We start from the raw sequence: 19,313 nt of genomic DNA, 5'->3' as shown, positions 1-19,313 counted from the left end.
AACCATCATGCAGCCAGAACAAATACTGGCCTGCCTCCGCGCCCACCCTGATGCATATATAACCTCATTCCACCGGTCAATTGGCAGCGTGGGTGGCGGGAATTATTTGTCTGGTGGCGCTACTGGCGGGTGTACGTTGAATTACAAAGACTCATTCTATAAAGGATTGGGTGATGGATTTGAGGCAGTATCAATACATATCGGACTGACGTATGTAATGAATATGCGTCACCTGCTCACGGAAGAGTGTTGGGAAGCTAAAGAGTTCTCAGCTAAAGGGATTATATACCGGCTTAAACCAGAGTTTATGTCAGCCAACCCTACGCCGTACTGCTCAACTCAGGAAGAGTTAGTGGCGCGGCGTCAAGAATGCCTACGACTGCTTTCGGCAGCCTAACCCCCCCATTTAACCGGCAGTCAATCTGCTGAGGACTTTCTATGTCTGCAAAAGTATACGGACTCGATAGCAGTCTTATTCATGACGCCAGTCCGAAAGACGGCTTTGTCGTTGATGTTGTGAGATTCAGTGATTACGCGGTTCTAGAGAAAAAGTGTCAATCGCTGGTTGCTGAGAATGCAGTGATGAAGTCTGGTGCTACATACTTTGCCTGCGGTTCTGAATATGGGTTCGACTTATTCAGAGATAAGCAAGCCGCCATTGACGTCTGCCTTCAAGAAATTGAACTTCATCGAGAGGGCTACCTTGATGGGGATGGATGGGATGATGGAGTAGGAAGAACAGCGTGGGGGATCATCATTCAGTCTGCGCAGGGGCGTGATGCGCAGGGCATTCACGAATCAGAAGCAGGTCACACTTATCAAACCTGTGATTACCAACTCGAAGATGAAATTAAGACCACTACCACCACTCAGACGCTTAACGAGATAAAGGCTCAGGGTGTGGATGAATTGGCGGAAGCATTTAAATCGTGGGCAGATGACAGCAATGGTGATTACGAGGCCGAACGGCATTGGGCAGTGGCTAGCAAAGAAGCATTGAGTTTCGCCGCCAGCCTGAGGGGTAAGAGCTGATGAATAACATCGAAGAGTTGAAGAAAGTAGCGTTAGGAGCAAATCTTCACGGATGGACGGGATTTGAGGATGCGTTAAACGCCGACGGCTATAGCGAAGCGGTATCGAAATTTATCGCTGCTGCTAACCCTAGCGTAGTTCTCGCACTGATAGCCAAACTGGAAGCGGCACAGAAAGAGCTTTTTGACCTTCATAATCAGGAATTCCAGCAGCGTTTAGAGAATGCAGAACATCAGCTTTATATGAAGGATTTAGCCATTCATAACATCAAGGCCAGTCGAAAGGCTCAATTCAGGAAGCGTAAAGCGCTGGAGGCTGAAAACGCCGAATTGAAACAACGCGCAGAGGCAGCAGAGGCGCGGCTACTTGTGCCGGTTCTGCAAGAAATCGCAGATGAGAGGTTTCGGCAAGTTAACACTGAAGGCTGGACACCTTGCCATGATGATCAACATTCAAGCGGTGAACTAGCTGGCGCAGCGGCATGTTACGCAAAACACGTTAATGCCCGTCAGTGGGTTTTCAAAAATAACCCCGGTGATTACCAAAGCGAACCAGAGCCTAGCGGTTGGCCTTGGGATTATAAGTGGTGGAAACCTAAGAACCCGCGCCGTGATTTAATCAGAGCAGCAGCACTAATAGTTGCTGAACTGGAAAGGTTAGACCGTCAAGCCAGTAATCCGGTTGAAGGGGGTGAGTAGTGAGCTTTTCTCAATTAATATCCTATTCGCTGGACAGAAAGACAAGAAAAACTGAGGCGGTGTATTTCACTCAGCACGCCTCTAATAGCGTTAAGATTGTGGGTAAAAATAGCTATTCGATACTTGACCAAGAATTAATTATAACCGGCGATTTATCCTATCAACATTTCACGGCCCGTATGGATATGGGCGGGTTTCCTAAAGATTTCGGTTCGGAACGGGAGGCTGCGCTAAAACTTGCGGAATGGCTGCAACGTATGGGCGCCGCGATTGAAGATTATTGGAGTGAACAATGAACAAGCTAACTGAGCAGCAACTACAGAAAATAGCTAATCCGGGTGAAAACGATATCGGCGGCACTCAAAGCCCTATCGTTACACAAATGGCGGCTGAGTTATTGGATTTACGCAGTTGGAAAAAAACGGCTGTCATGTGTACTAACGAGTTGGCGGCTGTTAGTGCAGAAAATAGAAAGCTCCGCGCAGAACTGGCAGCAATTAAGGGGGAACCATGCTCATAGGTTTCGTTCTGCTCGTCAGTTCATGCCTTACCTGCACCGCCCAGCCAGTAACCGAAGATATCTACCCTACTCAATCTGAATGCCAACAAATATCAACGCTGATACATGAGCGGCGGCCTGATGCTGTGCTTATGTGTAGCGAAGTCTATCGGCAGTAAATAATTCGGAGTAAATCATGAGCGACTCATTCGAAAAGTGGCTCAACGAGCCTATTGGCCCTAACGGTGAGCAACGCCGCTACGTCCTCAGTATACCCCGTCAACACTTCGCTAAATCAGTATGGACAGATTGCGAGAAAGCAATCAAAGGGAAACGGACTTCATCTAAATAAACTGGAGATTCCCTATGCGAGTAACTATATCAGCGCCGGACCCCGGCTGCGTTGAATTCGCCACACGCGCACTAAATGCATTTATTAAAGGTCGTGGGAATGGTGAATTTCCCAATCCAAGCGGCGCAATAAGTAATTCATTCTTTGGCGCTGAATGTACTGAAAAGCCCAGCGGCAACTATTCAATTAAGTGCTGGCGCATTCCAACTAAATTAGCGGAGGCCGCGTGATGGACGATATCAGCGAACTCATTCTAACCGTGTCCCGCGCTCCGGATGACGGGCGCGACCATAAAGACTGCTACCTGTGGGATATGAAAATAAAGCAGCGGCTACGAACCGGCGATAAGTCAAATAGACCGGTGCCACGGCAAGTTGTCCCGCCTACTCCAGTTAAAACGGTGAAGTCAGTGAAAGCGAAAGTGAGAAAGATAATGGAGGCGGCATGACAGCTTGGTACAACGAGATTGACCCTTACGCGGCCCAATGGCTGAGAAACCTTATTAAAGCCGGTCACATCGCACCTGGCTATGTTGACGAGCGGAGCATTGAAGATGTCAGACCCGATGATTTACGAGAATTCACACAGTGCCACTTCTTCGCCGGCGTTGGAGTTTGGTCATACGCATTGCGACAAGCAGGATGGCCCGATGATAAGCCAGTCTGGACAGGAAGTTGCCCATGCCAACCTTTCAGCGCGGCAGGCAAAGGAGATGGGTTTGATGATGAGCGGCACCTATGGCCCGCATTCTTTCATCTCATCCAGCAGCGCCGGCCTCCAACAATTTTTGGTGAGCAGGTTGCAAGCAAAGACGGACTTACATGGCTCGACCTTGTACAAGCTGATCTGGAAGGTGCGAACTACACCCCAACAGCGGTCGATCTTTGCGCTGCGGGCTTCGGTGCGCCGAACATCAGGCAGCGCCTTTTCTGGGTGGCCGACACCTCTGGTATCAGCGATAAACAACGACACTTCGGTGCAGATGTCCTCAGATGGGCGAACAACACCAAACAAGTTGGGGTGGGCGGCATCATTAGCGGGATGGCCGACACCGTTAGCAACAGAGGCCCGACTGGGGTATCAGAACCGGAACACGGGCAAAAAGGGAACTCAGGAAAGTCTCACAACAGTAGTGATCAATTCAATTGGGAGCCGAGACCATCTTCAGTTGCATCAGGCGGCGCGGTTAACGGCTTCTGGCGAGATGCTGATTGGCTCCTGTGCAGAGATGGAAAGTGGCGGCCAGTTGAACCCGGCACATTCCCGCTGGCTGATGGGATTACCAGTCGCGTGGGACGACTGCGCGCCTACGGAAACGCTATCAATGCTGAAGCGGCAAAGGTCTTTATAGAAGCATATATGGAGGCGGCATGAGTGACTTTGGCGGCAGCCACACACCGGACAACCTGAAAGATTTATGGATGACCCCCGCCGATATATTCACCGCACTAGACATCGAGTTTGGCTTTTACCTTGATGCGGCAGCCAGTCAGAAAAGCGCCCTGTGCGCTCGATATATCACAGAGCAAGGCGATGCACTGAATAGTGCATGGGAGAGTTGTGGGGCTATCTGGTGCAATCCACCCTATTCCGATATTTCACCTTGGGTAAGCAAGGCCGCCGAGCAATGCAAAGCACAACTCCAGCCAATTGTGATGCTTGTGCCGGCCGATTCATCTGTCGGCTGGTTTAGCCAAGCACTGCAATCAGTCGATGAGGTGCGATTCATTACCGATGGCCGTATATCGTTTATTCGCTCTGACACTGGCAAACCAATCAACGGCAATAACAAGGGCTCGCTGTTATTCATCTGGCGACCATTCATCAAGCCTCGCTGCATGTTCACCACGGTTAAGCGCGATGAGCTAAAGGCGATTGGGCAGGAAATATTGACCGGGAGTAAAGCAGCATGAAACTACCAAAAATATCAAGCGGCACCCTGTTCTGGATTTGCATAATCGGATACGCAATAGCAGCAACGATTTATACGTTTAGTGGTGCGGGGTGAGTTGTGACTCCTGAAGAAAAACAGAACGCTCTCCAATCGGCTGCAAAGAACTGTAACAACGAAATTAAAACCACCTTAGCCGCTCTGCCGGCTAACACAAACAAAGACTCCATCACCCGCCCTATCATTCTGCGCCATTACGAGAAGATAAAGCCACTTGGCTACAAGCTGGCTTGGCTTCTTTTCGCCATCGGAGTACTGAATGGTCAGTTTAAGTGGAGCCGGTGATGAGATTGATAAAGAGATAAGAGGCCAGCTATGACTAATGTTATTCAGATCGAGCCTAACAAATGGGTATCAGAGGATTTGCTTATTGCTGTTACCGGATTGCGACCAGGAACTATTAAGAGAGCTAGAGAAAATTCATGGTTACAAGGGAGGGAGTATTTATTGTTCTCTCCTGTTGATGATCCAAAGCCCAATAGTGAATGTATGTATAACAGAGAGGCTATAGATAAGTGGATAGAGCGGCAGTCAAAACGACAACCTGGTGCTGCAAAGCTCAAGAAAACCGCTTAACCTACCGTCTCCTATTACATTGAGGTTAACTTTATGAGTAAAACTCAGTATCCAACTGGCGTAGAACATCATGGAGGATATTTACGCATTTGGTTTATGTATCAAAAGAAGCGTTGCAGGGAGTCCCTCGGGATCCCTGACACACCCAAAAATAGAAAGGCTGCAGCAGATTTGCGACAGTCGATTGGTTATGCAATTAAGACTGGAAACTTTGACTATGCAAAGCAATTCCCTGGCTCGATTGGTGCGGCTCAGTATGTAACAACACAGGTACGGAATATCACTATTCAAGAGTTGTTTAACAAATGGCTGTCATTGAAGGAGCCAGAGGTTTCACTAAATACTCATGACAGGTATACATCAACGCTTAAAACCGCAGCCACTCTGCTTGGACCTGATCGTCAAGCTTCATCCATTAGGAATGAAGACATCCTTAAATTGAGGAATGAGCTGCTTAATGGTATGCAACTACCAAGAAGGCATCAGATCAATCCCGTTAAAGGCAGGGCAGTCCCAACAGTGAATTACTGTCTGGCATGTGTTAAGTCTGCTTTTATGTTTGCTGCTAGTAATGGGTACGCCAATTCAGACCCCACATCCACACTAACTAGATTAAGGAAAAGTAAACCCCAGCCAGATCCGCTAACAAGGGATGAATTTTTTAGAATGCTTGATGGTTGCACCCATCAACAAATAAAAAATTTATGGACACTGGCGGTGTATACCGGGATGCGCCACGGAGAACTATGTGCGTTGGCGTGGGAGGACGTAGACCTAGAAGCTGGCACAATTATGGTAAGACGAAATCTCACTCGGGTTAAGCAGTTTACTTTGCCAAAAACTGACGCAGGAACAGATCGCATTATTCAGTTGACGGACCATGCAAAAGAAACTCTGCGCAGTCAAATGCTATACACCAGGATGGGGCCTCAATATGAAATACTGGTCCATACAAGAGAGGCAAGGAAAACAAGGAAAGACAGTTGCACTTTCGTCTTTATTCCCAAGGTTACATCTTCAAATCAAATATGCGGCGATTACTACTCGACGGAATCATTAGGGCAAATATGGAACAATGCATTAAGGAGGTCAGGAATAAGATCCAGAAAACCATATCAATCGCGTCATACTTTCGCATGCTGGTTGTTATCTGCTGGGGCAAACCCATCATTCATTGCATCACAGATGGGTCACGCATCAGCACAGATGGTTTTCTCTGTTTATGGGGAGTGGATGCCAGACAGTAATGATGAACAAATGACATTAATCAATGCTAAATTTTCTAGAAATGCCCCACTCATGCCCCATAAGAAAATCGGATAGTGTTTTTTACTATATAATTCAATAACCTTACCAACTCACACACCCATATTCATTACATCCTGATAAGCCGCAACCAGCTTATTACGCACCTGAATACCGAGTTGTAAAGAGACAGATGACTTTTGCATATTCACCATTACATCATTCAGACCAACGCCGGGAACACCCAATTCAAAGTTCTGCGCCAGAGTGCGAGCAGTTTGCTGGTTTTCACTGATTTTACCGATAGCCGCTTTTAATTCGCTAGCAAAGCCGGCCTCTGCGGGTAATGCCTTCGCAGAGTTAGATGCTTGCAATGCCGTGACTTGCAATTGCTGTAAAACCCCTTCGATACCTTGAACAGACATACTCACCCCAGAACACTCAGTTGTTCGAATAACATCATGGCAAGTGATCCTATCAATGCGGTTATTCACCGCCTGCCCTGAATCACTTTTTTCAGGATGACACCCTAACACATCATTTTTGCGCTAAAGCGGCTAATTAGACACAAAAATACCGGCTTATTGAGCCATCGAATTGGTTATTTACGGCAAATAATGGCGTGCCCATAAAAGGGGATGTCAGTTATTGATGCTTTCACTTGGGAGTCTGTTTTGTTTCGACACATTAGTTACATAAAGAATACTCACTCAAACGTTGTTCAGCTTGGCCAAGGACGTGTATGAATGCCTCGATAACCGGCGGTGAAAATCGTGAAAATACCTTTGCGACGACACTGGCACGCCTACGCGCGAATCCAAAAATCCCACTGCTGATTGCAGCAGCAGCAGCTATCGCTATCATTGTCGCGCTGATGTTATGGGCCAAAAGCCCGGATTATCGCGTTCTTTATAGCAATCTGAGTGATCGTGACGGTGGTGATATCGTCACTCAACTGACGCAACTGAATATTCCTTATCGCTTCGCTGATAATGGCGGAGCGTTGTTGATCCCGGCAGAGAAGGTGCATGAAACCCGTCTACGTCTGGCACAACAAGGTTTGCCTAAAGGCGGTGCAGTCGGTTTTGAACTACTGGACCAGGAAAAATTTGGCATCAGCCAGTTCAGTGAACAAGTGAACTACCAGCGGGCACTGGAAGGCGAACTCGCCCGAACTATCGGTACTCTTGGGCCGGTGATGAATGTCCGAGTTCATTTGGCAATGCCAAAACCCTCACTGTTTGTTCGCGAACAGAAATCACCAACCGCCTCTGTCACTCTTGCCCTGCAACCGGGCCGTGCTCTTGATGATGGTCAGATCAACGCTATCGTGTACATGGTATCGAGCAGTGTGGCAGGTTTGCCACCGGCGAATGTCACTGTGGTTGACCAAACAGGCCGTTTACTCACGCAATCTGACAGTGCTGGTCGTGACTTAAATGCCGCACAACTCAAATTTACCAACGAAGTGGAAAACCGCTTCCAACGCCGTATTGAAACCATTCTGGCCCCGATGGTCGGTAGTGGCAATGTGCACGCGCAGGTCACTGCACAAGTTGATTTCGCCAGCCGCGAGCAAACCGACGAAGAGTACAAACCGAATCAGGCGGCCAACCAAGGAGCCGTGCGCTCTCAACAAGTCAGCACCAGTGAACAACTGGGCGGCACGAATGTAGGCGGTGTGCCGGGCGCATTATCCAATCAACCGTCAGCGACACCGGTTGCTCCGATTGAAGTCCCTCAACCCGCCGCCGCCCCTGGAGCTACAGGTGCTGCCGCCAATGCGGCAAATCGTCCAGCGGCCACGGCTGCTCGGTCGACTGCCACATCCAGTAATAGCCGCCATGACCAAACCACAAACTTCGAAGTGGATCGCACTATTCGCCACACCCAGCAACAAGCGGGCATGGTGCAGCGTCTCTCTGTTGCAGTCGTGGTCAATTACGGTAGCGATAAAGCGGGCAAACCGATTGCGCTGAGTAAAGATCAGTTAGCGCAAGTGGAATCATTGACCCGCGAGGCAATGGGCTTCTCCACTGAGCGCGGCGACACATTAAATGTGGTGAACACACCATTTAATGCGACAGACGATGCCTCCGGCAGCGCCCTGCCGTTCTGGCAACAGCAATCGTTCTTTGATCAGTTGCTGAATGCTGGCCGTTATCTGCTCATCTTACTGGTGGCATGGGTCTTGTGGCGCAAGCTGGTACGCCCATTAATTGCTAAGAAACAACTTGCTGATAAGGCAGCGGCCTCGGTCAATAACATTGTGCAGACCGCCCAAGCCACTGAAACAGCGAAACAGAGTAAAGAAGAGCTGGCCCTACGTAAGAAAAATCAGCAGCGGGTAAGTGCTGAAGTTCAGGCCCAGCGTATACGCGAACTTGCGGATAAAGACCCACGTGTTGTTGCGCTGGTTATCCGTCAATGGATGAGTAATGACCAATGAGCCTGACCGGAACTGAAAAAAGCGCCATCATGCTGATGACTCTGGGTGAAGACCACGCCGCCGAGGTGTTTAAGCACCTCTCCTCGCGCGAAGTACAACAACTCAGTACCACTATGGCGAGTATGCGTCAGGTCTCTCACCAGCAGCTAGTTGATGTATTAGCTGAGTTTGAAGACGATGCCGAGCAGTACGCCGCTTTGAGTGTAAATGCCAGCGATTATCTGCGCAGTGTGCTGATAAAAGCATTGGGGGAAGAGCGTGCATCCAGTTTGTTGGAAGACATTTTGGAGTCGCGCGAAACCACCAGTGGGATGGAAACGCTCAACTTTATGGAACCTCAGATGGCCGCTGATCTGATTCGCGACGAACACCCGCAGATTATCGCTACCATTTTGGTTCACCTCAAACGTGCACAGGCTGCCGATATTCTGGCCCTGTTCGACGAGCGTCTGCGCAACGATGTCATGCTACGTATCGCCACCTTTGGGGGAGTCCAGCCAGCGGCATTGGCTGAATTGACTGAAGTGCTGAATAACCTGCTTGATGGTCAAAATCTCAAACGCAGCAAAATGGGGGGTATCCGCACAGCGGCCGAGATTATCAACCTGATGAAAACTCAGCAGGAAGAAACAGTCATGGACGCAGTACGCGAATACGACGGCGAATTGGCACAAAAAATCATCGACGAAATGTTCTTGTTCGAGAATTTGGTCAGTGTCGACGACCGCAGCATTCAGCGTTTACTCCAAGAGATCGACAACGAGTCGTTGTTGATTGCCTTGAAAGGTGCCGACCAAGCACTGCGCGAGCGCTTCCTCAGCAATATGTCCCTGCGTGCAGCAGAAATTCTGCGCGACGATCTGGCCACCCGCGGGCCGGTGCGTATGTCTCTGGTGGAAAACGAACAGAAAGCCATCTTGCTCATCGTCCGTCGTCTGGCAGAGAGCGGCGAGATAGTCATTGGCGGTGGCGAGGATATCTATGTCTGATCGGATTAATACCCTGCCCTGGCAGCCTTGGTCACTTAACGATTTTGCCAGCCAGGCAGAATCCATCGCTGCGGCCCCGGCACCGGATATCAGCATGCTGTTCACTGATGAGCCGGGGACCGACACTGAGCCGACTGAAAATGATGCGCAACAAACACTGATAAACCTGCAACTCGAAGCAGAGAAGCAGGGGCGGCAGCAAGGGTTTGCCAAAGGGTTGCAAGAAGGTTTGGATAAAGGTTACCAAACCGGTCTTGAAGAGGGCCATCAACAAGCGTTGGCCGATGCCGAGAAACAGCTAGCACCAATCACCGCGCATTGGCAATTGCTGGTCAACGACTTCCAAAGCACGCTGGATGCGCTGGACAGCGTGATTGCCTCACGATTAATGCAAATGGCATTGGCCGCAGCAAAACAAATTCTGGGGCAACCGGCCATTTGTGATGGTACTGCGTTGCTGGCCCAAATCCAGCAAATGATTCAGCAAGAACCGATGTTTGCCGGGAAGCCACAATTACGGGTCAATCCAAATGATTTGGCGGTCGTCGAACAACGTCTGGGATCGACGCTGAGTCTGCATGGTTGGCGCTTATTGGGTGACAGCCAAATTCATCCGGGTGGTTGTAAAGTCAGCGCCGAAGAAGGTGACTTGGATGCAAGTTTGGCAACTCGCTGGCATGAGCTGTGCCGTTTGGCAGCGCCGGGAGAATTATGATGACCGCCCGTCTTGGCCGCTGGCTTACCTCTTTAGATAAATTCGAAGAGCGAATCAGTCAATCAACCCCCATTCGCCGCTACGGGCGATTGACGCGTGCCACCGGTCTGGTACTGGAGGCTACCGGCCTACAACTCCCACTGGGTGCCACCTGTCTGATTGAACGCCATGACAATGGTGAAGTACAAGAGGTGGAGAGTGAAGTGGTTGGTTTTAATGGCCAACGCCTATTTCTGATGCCACTGGAAGAAGTGGAAGGGATTGTTCCGGGCGCGCGAGTTTATGCCCGTGTGACAACCGGTGGCGCCTCAGCCAGCAAACAACTGCCCCTCGGCCCAGAATTGCTGGGGCGCGTGTTAGATGGCAGCGCCAAACCACTGGATGGTTTACCTGCACCTGAAACTGGCTATCGCGCCCCCCTCATCACTCCGCCCATTAACCCGTTGCAGCGCACCGCTATTGAGCAAGTTTTGGATGTCGGGGTGCGCACCATTAATGCCTTACTGACCGTAGGTCGTGGCCAGCGTATGGGCCTGTTCGCCGGTTCAGGGGTCGGTAAAAGTGTGCTTTTAGGGATGATGGCCCGCTACACCCAAGCGGATGTCATTGTCGTGGGGTTGATTGGCGAACGTGGCCGTGAAGTGAAAGACTTCATCGAGAATATTTTAGGGGCTGAGGGGCGTGCACGTTCGGTGGTGATAGCTGCCCCTGCCGATGTCTCGCCATTGTTACGTATGCAGGGCGCAGCCTATGCCACCCGCATTGCAGAAGATTTTCGTGACCGTGGTCAACACGTATTGTTGATTATGGACTCCCTCACCCGTTATGCCATGGCACAACGTGAAATTGCGTTGGCGATTGGTGAGCCGCCGGCAACCAAAGGATATCCACCTTCCGTATTCGCTAAATTACCCGCACTGGTTGAGCGGGCGGGTAACGGTGTCTCTGGTGGTGGCTCCATTACGGCATTTTATACGGTATTAACCGAAGGCGATGATCAGCAAGACCCCATTGCCGACTCTGCTCGCGCCATTCTTGATGGGCATGTGGTGTTATCACGCCGTTTGGCGGAATCCGGTCACTACCCCGCGATTGATATCGAGGCATCAATCAGTCGTGCCATGACCTCGCTGATTGATGAGAACCATTACAGTAAAGTCCGCCAATTCAAACAGTTACTGGCCAGTTTTCAACGTAATCGTGATCTGGTCAGTGTGGGTGCTTATGCGGCGGGCAGCGACCCGTTACTGGATAAGGCGATTGCCTTGTACCCACAGATGGAAATTTTCTTACAGCAGGGCATGTTCGAACGCAGTAGTTATGAAGATGCCTGCCAGCACCTGAAAAGCCTGTTTCCTGGCTAATCAAAGGGGAATGCGATGAAAAATCAGTCACCTCTCGTTACCCTGTGCGAACTGGCCCAAAAGGCCGTCGAGCAGGCAACGACTCAACTAGGACAAGCGCGTCTGTCCTATCAAAATGTTGAGCAGCAACTCACCATGTTGCTGTCTTATCAGGATGAATATCGGATGCGGTTGAATGACACCTTGAGCAACGGGATGGCCTCCTCCAGTTGGCAAAATTATCAACAATTTATTCAAACTCTGGAACAAGCCATTGATCAACATCGCAATCAGTTAGCTCAATGGAATGTCAAAGTGGAACAGGCAGTTAAGCATTGGCAAGAAAAACAGCAACGGTTAAATGCGTTTGAAACATTACAAGAGCGGGCTGAGAGCACCGCTCGCCTGCAAGAAAACCGTTTGGATCAAAAATTGATGGATGAGTTCGCCCAGCGCGCCTCACAAAGGAGTCTAAATTCATGAATCTGTCTTTACTGCCGACTGCTGCATTATCTACCACCAGTGAAGCTGAAGGGGCGACATCCTTGTCCTCCATTGCAGCGCTGTTTACCGATGCGGGATTGCCGGCAGATTTTGCCAAACTCTTGGGTGACCAACTGGGTAAAGAGCTAACCGCCATGGATGCCTCAACACTGAAATCCTCTCTGGCAGCGGCGACTGATATCACGGCTGATGCCGACGGTGGTAAATCCCTCGTTGGTAATAGCAAATTGAATCAGTTGTTGGCTGCATTGGGCGATATCAGTGCCACGTTACCTGCGGGCCTGACACATGCCGGGCAGACCGGAGACGCCGCTGGCATTAAAAAAACCGTGGCAGATGATGACAGTACACTTGATAAAAGTGGCAACAAAACCGACCTTTCAGCATTGCAAACATTACTGGCAATGCTGCCACATCAAGTTGCCAATACGTTGGGCACCGCGACTAACGGACAAAAAGCGACAGCAGCCAATGCCAATGGCCTGACTGAGAGTAAAACCAGCGTCAAGCAAGATGTTGCGGCCCTGACCACTCTGACTTCGCAAGATAAAGGTTTAGCGGCGCTGATAGGTAGCACACTGAATACAGTAAAAAATGATAAGGCCACGAGCAACGAGATATTGCCGGGCGTGACCACAAAATCTAAAGCAGCATCCGCACAAAGCAAGCTTGACCCATCGACAGCAAAAGGGGCTGACAATAACGCTCTTAATATAAAAACTGCGCTGGTAGAAACCAATGTGACGGCTGCAACTCTGGACAAAAGCCTCGCCAATTCAAACACCGTCCCCCCCTCTCTGCCGCCCGTTTCTAGCCCAGTATTATCGACAACCGCCAGCCCCCTTGTCAGCGCCCCAGTCAGTGGCCATTTAAGTGCTCAATTAGGTAGCCAAGAATGGCAGCAAGCCCTTGGTCAACAAGTGGTGATGTTCAGTCGCAATGGTCAGCAAAATGCCGAGTTGCGGCTCAATCCACAGGAGCTTGGCGCTCTGCAAATCAGTCTGAAAATCGAAGATAATCAAGCGCAGCTGCACTTTGCTTCAGCACACAGCCAAGTACGTGCCGCCATTGAAGCCGCCATGCCAAGTCTACGTAGCGCCTTGGCTGAAAGTGGTATTCAGTTAGGTCAAAGCAGCGTCGGCAGTGAAGGACAATGGCAACAAGCACAGCAACAGAGTCAGCAAAATCAACAAGATTTCGCCTCTCGAGGTCAACCGGGATACGGTGAAATCACCGCAGGCGACGCCTTAACCAGCACACCGCTTACCACACCAGCCGCATTACAGGCTCTGGCGAACGGGAATGGTGGCGTTGATATTTTCGCCTAAGATTGATGTTAGTTTCACCAAAAGGCGACAAACGAGCAAGTTAGGCTGTTTTTCGCCACCTATTCTGCCTATTGGCATTCATGATACGCGGGATAATCATCATCAATAATTCGGATAACGTGGATTTTCTCCACGTTATTATCGTGATTCACCGGTGTGATACCGAAACAGGAATTTGTCTTCTCCATGTCTGAAAATACCTTCCCGGCCAAGCGTAAGAGTTCGATCTGGGTGATCTTGCTGGTGTTGATCGCGGTAGCAGCAACAGCGGGTGGCGGTTATAGCTGGTGGATGCTCAATCAGAGTAGACCCGCCACAGTGAAAGCCGTGCCGGTGATCCCTGTATTCATGCCTTTGGAGACCTTCACGGTCAATCTGATCACGCCAGATAATAATCTGGATCGTGTCCTTTATATCGGATTGACGTTAAGGCTGCCCGACGATACCACTCGCGCAAAACTCAATGACTATCTGCCGGAAGTGCGCAGCCGCTTGCTGCTGTTGCTCTCCCGCCAGTCAGCTGACAGCCTGTCGAATGAAGAAGGCAAACAGCGTTTAGTCGGTGAAATTAAAAACGTACTTAGCCCGCCAATGGTTAAAGGTCAACCTAATCAGGTAGTCAGCGATGTGCTGTTTACCGCATTTATACTGCGATAATCATTATGGGCGATAGCATTCTTTCACAAGCAGAGATTGACGCACTGTTAAACGGTGACAGCGGAGGTGATGAACCCGAGGCTGTGATAGGTAACGAGACAGACGTTAAACCTTATGATCCAACGACCCAGCGACGTGTGGTGCGTGAGCGCCTACATGCGTTGGAGATCATTAATGAGCGGTTTGCTCGTCAGTTCCGAATGGGGCTGTTTAACCTATTGCGTCGCAGTCCCGATATCACGGTGGGGCCGATCAAAATTCAGCCATACCATGATTTTGCTCGAAATCTGCCGGTGCCCACCAACCTCAACCTAATACATTTGAAACCCTTACGCGGTACGGCGCTGTTTGTTTTCGCCCCAAGTTTGGTGTTTATCGCCGTTGATAACCTGTTTGGCGGTGATGGCCGTTTCCCGACAAAAGTGGAAGGCCGTGAATTTACGCATACCGAACAACGCGTTATCAATCGGATGTTACGGCTGGCGCTGGATGCTTACCGCGATGCTTGGGCGCCTATCTATAAAATAGATGTGGAATATGTCCGTTCTGAAATACAGGTGAAGTTTACCAATATCACCACCTCCCCTAACGATATTGTGGTGACAACCCCTTTCCACGTGGAAATTGGCGCGTTGAGTGGTGAGTTTAACATCTGTATTCCGTTTGCCATGATTGAGCCATTGCGCGAACTGTTGACCAATCCACCACTGGAAAACTCCCGTCAGGAAGATAGCCATTGGCGTGAAACGCTGGTTAAACAAGTTCAGCATTCAGAGCTAGAGCTGGTCGCTAATTTTGTCGATATCCCGCTCAGATTGTCGCAGATACTCAAGCTGCAACCCGGGGATGTGCTCCCTATAGATAAACCGGATCGACTGATTGGTCATGTCGACGGCGTACCGGTACTGACCAGTCAGTACGGGACATTAAACGGGCAATATGCCCTACGTGTTGAACATTTGATTAACCCTATTTTGAATGCTCTGAATGAGGAACAGCCCAATGAGTGACCCTAAGCTTCCGTCTGATGATGGAAAGGAATCCGTGGATGATCTGTGGGCTGATGCGTTTAATGAGCAGCAAGCGGCGGATAAACCAACGGCCACAACCGAAGGCGTATTTAAATCACTGGAAGCACCGGACGCACTGGGTAACTTGCAGGATATCGACTTGATTCTGGATATCCCGGTGAAGCTAACAGTGGAGCTGGGGCGCACCAAAATGACTATCAAAGAGTTGCTGCGCCTGTCACAAGGCTCGGTGGTTTCCCTTGATGGTTTAGCGGGCGAACCACTGGATATCTTGATTAACGGTTATCTGATTGCTCAGGGTGAAGTGGTGGTCGTGGCGGATAAGTACGGCGTGCGTATCACTGACATTATTACCCCATCAGAACGTATGCGTCGTCTGAGTCGCTAATGACCGCAGCGCAAACCGTGGCAGCAACGCTAACTGATTCATCCACTGGAACCGATGTCCCGGTAATAGTGCATTCGGCACAAATGAATGCTACGCAAGTGAATCAGCCAGCTATTACCCCGCCAGCAATCACTACGCAAACACCGGTGACGGGGTTTGCTACCAGCCATCCGGGTGTTGCCACGCAGCAAGCTGCGCCAGCCATGCCCGCAGGTTCGGTGCTCACGCAAGTTGGCTCGGTCTTAGGGGGCATTTTACTGTTGATTTTGTGTGCCGCCTGGTTGGTTCGCCGTTTAGGTTTTGCGCCACAGGCGCGCAACAATAAACTATTAAATGTTCGCGCCAGTTGTCAGGTGGGTCAGCGTGAACGAGTGGTGGTGGTCGAAGTCGATAATACTTGGCTAGTATTAGGCGTCACCGCACAAAATGTGACGCCACTTCATACATTGCCGCGCCCTCCTGTTGACGAGACACATACCGCGCCGTCGTCAGACTCAGCAAAACCGGCTGATTTTCGCCAACTACTGAATAACCATCTGTTTAACAAAAAATTGAAACATCCGGAAAAATCGGCATGATGTCCCTGCGTCCGCTTCTGAATAAAGCCGCTCTGCTGCTCATCCTTTTCTGCTCTCCAGCAGCATTTGCTCAACTGCCCGGTATTATTAGCCAGCCTTTAGCAAATGGTGGGCAAAGTTGGTCGTTACCGGTGCAGACACTCGTTTTTATTACCACACTGAGTTTCCTGCCCGCCGCGTTGCTGATGATGACCAGTTTTACACGCATCATTATTGTACTCGGTTTGCTGCGCAACGCCTTAGGTACTCCATCCGCCCCCCCAATCAAGTCATGCTGGGGTTAGCTCTATTTCTGACGTTCTTCATTATGTCGCCGGTATTCGACAAAGTGTATCAGGATGCCTATCTGCCTTTTAGCCAAGACAAGATAAGTATGGAAGTCGCGATGGATAAAGGTTCGCAACCGTTACGTGAATTTATGCTGCGCCAAACACGCGAGTCAGACTTAGCACTGTATGCACGGCTGGCAAACCTTCCACCATTGGAAGGGCCGGAAGTCGTTCCTATGCGTATTTTGCTGCCAGCGTATGTCACCAGTGAGTTGAAAACCGCATTCCAAATTGGCTTTACCGTTTTTATTCCATTTTTAATTATCGACTTGGTGGTCGCCAGTGTGCTGATGGCCCTAGGGATGATGATGGTTCCTCCTGCCAGTATTTCGCTCCCCTTCAAGTTGATGCTGTTTGTCTTGGTTGATGGCTGGCAACTGTTATTAGGCTCGTTGGCGCAGAGTTTTTATAGTTGATGATGTTTTATCACCGAGAAACAAATTACGTTTTTATCCATCACATTTAAGCAAGGGGGACTCGTCATGACACCAGAATCGGTAATGGCACTCGGCGTCGAGGCAATGAAAATCGCCCTTGCATTGGCGGCACCACTATTATTGGCTGCGCTGATCAGCGGTTTGATTGTAAGCCTATTGCAGGCAGCAACACAGATTAACGAAATGACATTGTCATTTATCCCGAAAATACTGGCCGTATTCACCACCATGGTGATTGCAGGCCCGTGGATGTTGAGCCTGATACTCGACTATATGCGCAATTTATTCACCAGTCTGCCGACGTTGATCGGGTAATAATGATCCCCCTCGACGCCACGCAACTGAGCCTTTGGGTCAGCCAATACTTCTGGCCATTAATCCGCATACTGGCACTGATCACCACCGCCCCAGTACTCAGTGAGAAGCAGATAAACCGCAAGGTCAAAGTGGGTTTGGCGGTATTAATTACCTTTCTGATTGCCCCTTCTCTGCCACCGGTCAATATTCCCCTCGTCTCCGCCGGTGCGGTGTGGGTTGCAGCCCAACAAGTCTTGATTGGGGTGGCTATCGGCTTAACCATGCAATTTGCTTTTGCCGCTATCCGCCTGGCAGGTGAAGTGATTGGCTTGCAAATGGGGCTTTCTTTTGCCACATTCTTTGACCCCTCGGGAGGGCCAAACATGCCGGTTCTCGCCCGGTTATTGAACCTGCTGGCGATGCTGTTATTTCTCACCTTTGATGGACATTTGTGGCTGATTTCATTGCTGGCAGACAGTTTTCATACCTTACCTATCCAGTTCGAACCACTCAATGGCAATGGATTTCTGGCATTGACGCAGGCAGGTTCATTGATCTTCATGAATGGTTTGATGCTGGCCTTACCACTGATTACGTTGCTACTCACCTTAAACATGGCATTGGGGATGCTAAATCGTATGACGCCACAACTCTCTGTGTTCGTCATCGGTTTCCCACTGACCTTGACGGTCGGTATTATTTCGTTGGGGCTGGTTATGCCGCTGTTAGCACCGTTTGCCGAGCATCTGTTTAGTGAGTTTTTTGACCGTCTGGCGGGTGTATTAAGCGGATTGGCAAGCTGAGATACTGTGGGGCGAACCCCACAGTCGTCGACGGATTATTTATTCAGTTGGAACAGAGACATGCCCTGCATATTGGTAAATGTCGTGTAGGATGCCTGCAATGCGGCTTGTTGCATGACATATGAAGAGATAGCAGAGTTCCAATCCACATCAACCAAGTCACTTAACCGTTGTTTATTGATCAAAGTACGGTCTGCACCTAAGCTATCCAGGTTGTCTAACTCCTGCAACTGAGTCCCAATCTCTGCTTGCACAGATAAGACATTATTCAGTGAGTTAGCCATACCACGGATACCTTTATCCATATCAGCTGTTGCCTGCGCTTTAACCTCATCCGTTGCGCCTTGTAAAGGCGTCTTCAACGAATTTAATACCGTATCTATCGTATTAAAGATATTGGCTTCAGAGGCTACCGGATCACCATTGACATCATCAGGTTCTGGTTTCGCATTACTGGTTAATGCCATAAATATGCTAGAACCCGTATGCCCTACTGTCATGGAACGGTTCGAATCGACTTTCTGTGTAATTGCTGTATCGCTCCCCGCGTAAGTCACTTCACCTGTCGCGCTGACCACAAAAGGAGCCTTGTCACTTTTAAACCCACCAAACATATAGCGGCCGTTACCATCCTTAGAGTTTGCCTGATTGAGGAGCTGATCTTTTAAACCCTGTAACTGTGTCGCATAGGAGGCACGGTCATCGTCACTTAGAATATCGCTCTTAGCACTGATGATGATGCTTTGAATTGACTGGATAGTGGTTGTCGCTTGTGCAAGAACCGTGGTCTCTAATGAGGAACTTTGGCGGGCAAAACTACGTGCCAAGGTATATTGACTATTTTCAGCTTCAGACTGTGAAACCATAACCGCTTGGGACGCCGACATTGGGTCATCCGAGGGGTTCACAACCCGTTTACCGGTAGACAGTTGTTGACCCGACTGCATCCAAAGGGATTGGGCATTAGTGACGCCCTGCATAGTTTGCTGATAAATCATGCTGGTACTTAAGCGCACAATGTCAGTTCCTTTTAGCAACAGCTAAGTCAGTAAACAGACTGACTTAGCTCGAAAGAAGATAAGTAGCGGCATATCACTTTGCCGCAGATAAAA

At 49.6% G+C, this 19,313-nt stretch carries 27 protein-coding genes and 1 pseudogene; 26 read left to right on the top strand and 2 right to left on the bottom strand.

Annotation, left to right across the window (positions count from 1 at the left end):
- Positions 1-7 precede the first annotated feature (7 nt).
- From HUZ92_RS13870 to HUZ92_RS13810, 13 genes are all read left to right on the top strand, one after another.
- Complete coding sequence (locus HUZ92_RS13870; RefSeq protein ID WP_145579748.1) at positions 8-397, top strand: hypothetical protein; 390 nt, start codon at positions 8-10, stop codon at positions 395-397.
- A 41-nt stretch (positions 398-438) separates the two neighbouring features.
- Positions 439-1,032 carry a hypothetical protein gene (locus HUZ92_RS13865; protein ID WP_145579747.1) on the top strand — a complete coding sequence of 198 codons (594 nt, stop codon included), beginning with the start codon at positions 439-441 and terminating at the stop codon, positions 1,030-1,032.
- Entirely contained in the window at positions 1,032-1,730 is a 699-nt protein-coding gene (locus tag HUZ92_RS13860; RefSeq protein ID WP_145579746.1) for a hypothetical protein, read from the top strand. The genes HUZ92_RS13865 and HUZ92_RS13860 overlap by 1 nt, the downstream gene beginning before the upstream one ends.
- Complete coding sequence (locus HUZ92_RS13855) at positions 1,730-2,026, top strand: hypothetical protein (protein ID WP_145579745.1); 297 nt, start codon at positions 1,730-1,732, stop codon at positions 2,024-2,026. Before HUZ92_RS13860 ends, HUZ92_RS13855 begins: the two co-directional genes overlap by 1 nt.
- A complete protein-coding gene (locus HUZ92_RS13850; RefSeq protein ID WP_145579744.1) occupies positions 2,023-2,250 on the top strand; it encodes a hypothetical protein in 228 nt (75 codons plus the stop codon). The genes HUZ92_RS13855 and HUZ92_RS13850 overlap by 4 nt, the downstream gene beginning before the upstream one ends.
- A 175-nt stretch (positions 2,251-2,425) precedes the next feature.
- The gene (locus HUZ92_RS13845) at positions 2,426-2,581 is read left to right on the top strand and encodes a hypothetical protein (RefSeq protein WP_174846838.1); all 156 of its coding nucleotides are present in this window, start codon (positions 2,426-2,428) and stop codon (positions 2,579-2,581) included.
- 14 nt (positions 2,582-2,595) lie between these two features.
- On the top strand, positions 2,596-2,811 hold the full coding sequence (locus tag HUZ92_RS13840) for a hypothetical protein (RefSeq protein WP_050145311.1): 216 nt from the start codon (positions 2,596-2,598) through the stop codon (positions 2,809-2,811).
- Entirely contained in the window at positions 2,811-3,029 is a 219-nt protein-coding gene (locus tag HUZ92_RS13835) for a hypothetical protein (protein ID WP_050101177.1), read from the top strand. Before HUZ92_RS13840 ends, HUZ92_RS13835 begins: the two co-directional genes overlap by 1 nt.
- Positions 3,026-3,955 carry a DNA cytosine methyltransferase gene (locus tag HUZ92_RS13830; protein WP_145579743.1) on the top strand — a complete coding sequence of 310 codons (930 nt, stop codon included), beginning with the start codon at positions 3,026-3,028 and terminating at the stop codon, positions 3,953-3,955. Before HUZ92_RS13835 ends, HUZ92_RS13830 begins: the two co-directional genes overlap by 4 nt.
- Positions 3,952-4,494 (top strand): phage N-6-adenine-methyltransferase, encoded by a 543-nt coding sequence (locus tag HUZ92_RS13825; RefSeq protein WP_145579742.1) that lies wholly within the window; start codon positions 3,952-3,954, stop codon positions 4,492-4,494. The genes HUZ92_RS13830 and HUZ92_RS13825 overlap by 4 nt, the downstream gene beginning before the upstream one ends.
- A gap of 98 nt (positions 4,495-4,592) precedes the next feature.
- Positions 4,593-4,817 (top strand): hypothetical protein, encoded by a 225-nt coding sequence (locus tag HUZ92_RS13820; protein ID WP_145579741.1) that lies wholly within the window; start codon positions 4,593-4,595, stop codon positions 4,815-4,817.
- Between the two features lie 30 nt (positions 4,818-4,847).
- Positions 4,848-5,108, top strand: coding sequence for an excisionase family protein (locus HUZ92_RS13815; RefSeq protein WP_050295529.1), 261 nt, complete (start codon positions 4,848-4,850; stop codon positions 5,106-5,108).
- Between the two features lie 33 nt (positions 5,109-5,141).
- The gene (locus HUZ92_RS13810; RefSeq protein WP_145579740.1) at positions 5,142-6,431 is read left to right on the top strand and encodes a site-specific integrase; all 1,290 of its coding nucleotides are present in this window, start codon (positions 5,142-5,144) and stop codon (positions 6,429-6,431) included.
- Positions 6,432-6,466: 35 nt separating this feature from the next.
- Here the strand turns inward: HUZ92_RS13810 and fliE are convergent, their stop codons facing one another.
- The gene (gene fliE / locus HUZ92_RS13805) at positions 6,467-6,778 is read right to left on the bottom strand and encodes a flagellar hook-basal body complex protein FliE (protein WP_050098336.1); all 312 of its coding nucleotides are present in this window, start codon (positions 6,776-6,778) and stop codon (positions 6,467-6,469) included.
- Between the two features lie 317 nt (positions 6,779-7,095).
- On the opposite strand from fliE, the gene fliF reads away from it, so the two are divergent.
- The 13 genes and pseudogenes from fliF to fliR all read left to right on the top strand — a co-directional run bounded on the left by fliF (position 7,096) and on the right by fliR (position 18,201).
- Positions 7,096-8,802 carry a flagellar basal-body MS-ring/collar protein FliF gene (fliF, locus tag HUZ92_RS13800; RefSeq protein ID WP_050098337.1) on the top strand — a complete coding sequence of 569 codons (1,707 nt, stop codon included), beginning with the start codon at positions 7,096-7,098 and terminating at the stop codon, positions 8,800-8,802.
- The gene (gene fliG, locus HUZ92_RS13795; protein WP_025383579.1) at positions 8,799-9,791 is read left to right on the top strand and encodes a flagellar motor switch protein FliG; all 993 of its coding nucleotides are present in this window, start codon (positions 8,799-8,801) and stop codon (positions 9,789-9,791) included. Before fliF ends, fliG begins: the two co-directional genes overlap by 4 nt.
- Positions 9,784-10,506 carry a flagellar assembly protein FliH gene (fliH, locus tag HUZ92_RS13790; RefSeq protein WP_050098338.1) on the top strand — a complete coding sequence of 241 codons (723 nt, stop codon included), beginning with the start codon at positions 9,784-9,786 and terminating at the stop codon, positions 10,504-10,506. Before fliG ends, fliH begins: the two co-directional genes overlap by 8 nt.
- Positions 10,506-11,870: a flagellar protein export ATPase FliI gene (fliI, locus tag HUZ92_RS13785; protein ID WP_050098339.1), complete on the top strand. Its 1,365-nt coding sequence runs from the start codon at positions 10,506-10,508 to the stop codon at positions 11,868-11,870. Before fliH ends, fliI begins: the two co-directional genes overlap by 1 nt.
- Before the next feature lie 15 nt (positions 11,871-11,885).
- Positions 11,886-12,332 (top strand): flagellar export protein FliJ, encoded by a 447-nt coding sequence (fliJ, locus tag HUZ92_RS13780; protein ID WP_050098340.1) that lies wholly within the window; start codon positions 11,886-11,888, stop codon positions 12,330-12,332.
- The gene (locus HUZ92_RS13775; RefSeq protein WP_050098341.1) at positions 12,329-13,681 is read left to right on the top strand and encodes a flagellar hook-length control protein FliK; all 1,353 of its coding nucleotides are present in this window, start codon (positions 12,329-12,331) and stop codon (positions 13,679-13,681) included. Before fliJ ends, HUZ92_RS13775 begins: the two co-directional genes overlap by 4 nt.
- A 186-nt stretch (positions 13,682-13,867) precedes the next feature.
- Positions 13,868-14,338, top strand: a complete 471-nt coding sequence (gene fliL / locus HUZ92_RS13770; RefSeq protein WP_050098342.1) for a flagellar basal body-associated protein FliL — start codon at positions 13,868-13,870, stop codon at positions 14,336-14,338.
- Positions 14,339-14,343: 5 nt separating this feature from the next.
- Positions 14,344-15,348, top strand: coding sequence for a flagellar motor switch protein FliM (fliM, locus tag HUZ92_RS13765; protein WP_050098343.1), 1,005 nt, complete (start codon positions 14,344-14,346; stop codon positions 15,346-15,348).
- Positions 15,341-15,757 carry a flagellar motor switch protein FliN gene (gene fliN / locus HUZ92_RS13760; RefSeq protein ID WP_050098344.1) on the top strand — a complete coding sequence of 139 codons (417 nt, stop codon included), beginning with the start codon at positions 15,341-15,343 and terminating at the stop codon, positions 15,755-15,757. Before fliM ends, fliN begins: the two co-directional genes overlap by 8 nt.
- A gap of 83 nt (positions 15,758-15,840) precedes the next feature.
- Positions 15,841-16,335 carry a flagellar biosynthetic protein FliO gene (gene fliO / locus HUZ92_RS13755; RefSeq protein ID WP_230678339.1) on the top strand — a complete coding sequence of 165 codons (495 nt, stop codon included), beginning with the start codon at positions 15,841-15,843 and terminating at the stop codon, positions 16,333-16,335.
- Positions 16,332-17,080 (top strand): annotated as a pseudogene (gene fliP / locus HUZ92_RS13750) (flagellar type III secretion system pore protein FliP). Before fliO ends, fliP begins: the two are co-directional and overlap by 4 nt.
- A 66-nt stretch (positions 17,081-17,146) precedes the next feature.
- Positions 17,147-17,416 carry a flagellar biosynthesis protein FliQ gene (gene fliQ, locus HUZ92_RS13745; RefSeq protein WP_019210355.1) on the top strand — a complete coding sequence of 90 codons (270 nt, stop codon included), beginning with the start codon at positions 17,147-17,149 and terminating at the stop codon, positions 17,414-17,416.
- Between the two features lie 2 nt (positions 17,417-17,418).
- On the top strand, positions 17,419-18,201 hold the full coding sequence (gene fliR, locus HUZ92_RS13740; RefSeq protein WP_145579739.1) for a flagellar biosynthetic protein FliR: 783 nt from the start codon (positions 17,419-17,421) through the stop codon (positions 18,199-18,201).
- A 35-nt stretch (positions 18,202-18,236) separates the two neighbouring features.
- On the opposite strand, the gene flgL is transcribed toward fliR, so the two are convergent.
- The gene (flgL, locus tag HUZ92_RS13735) at positions 18,237-19,217 is read right to left on the bottom strand and encodes a flagellar hook-associated protein FlgL (RefSeq protein ID WP_050098348.1); all 981 of its coding nucleotides are present in this window, start codon (positions 19,215-19,217) and stop codon (positions 18,237-18,239) included.
- Positions 19,218-19,313: the final 96 nt, after the last annotated feature.

Origin of the sequence: Yersinia vastinensis (assembly GCF_902726565.1) — a bacterium.
Taxonomy (GTDB): domain Bacteria; phylum Pseudomonadota; class Gammaproteobacteria; order Enterobacterales; family Enterobacteriaceae; genus Yersinia; species Yersinia vastinensis.
The sequence above is the reverse complement of the archived record's forward strand: the minus strand, read 5'-3'. Positions and strand labels throughout refer to the sequence as shown.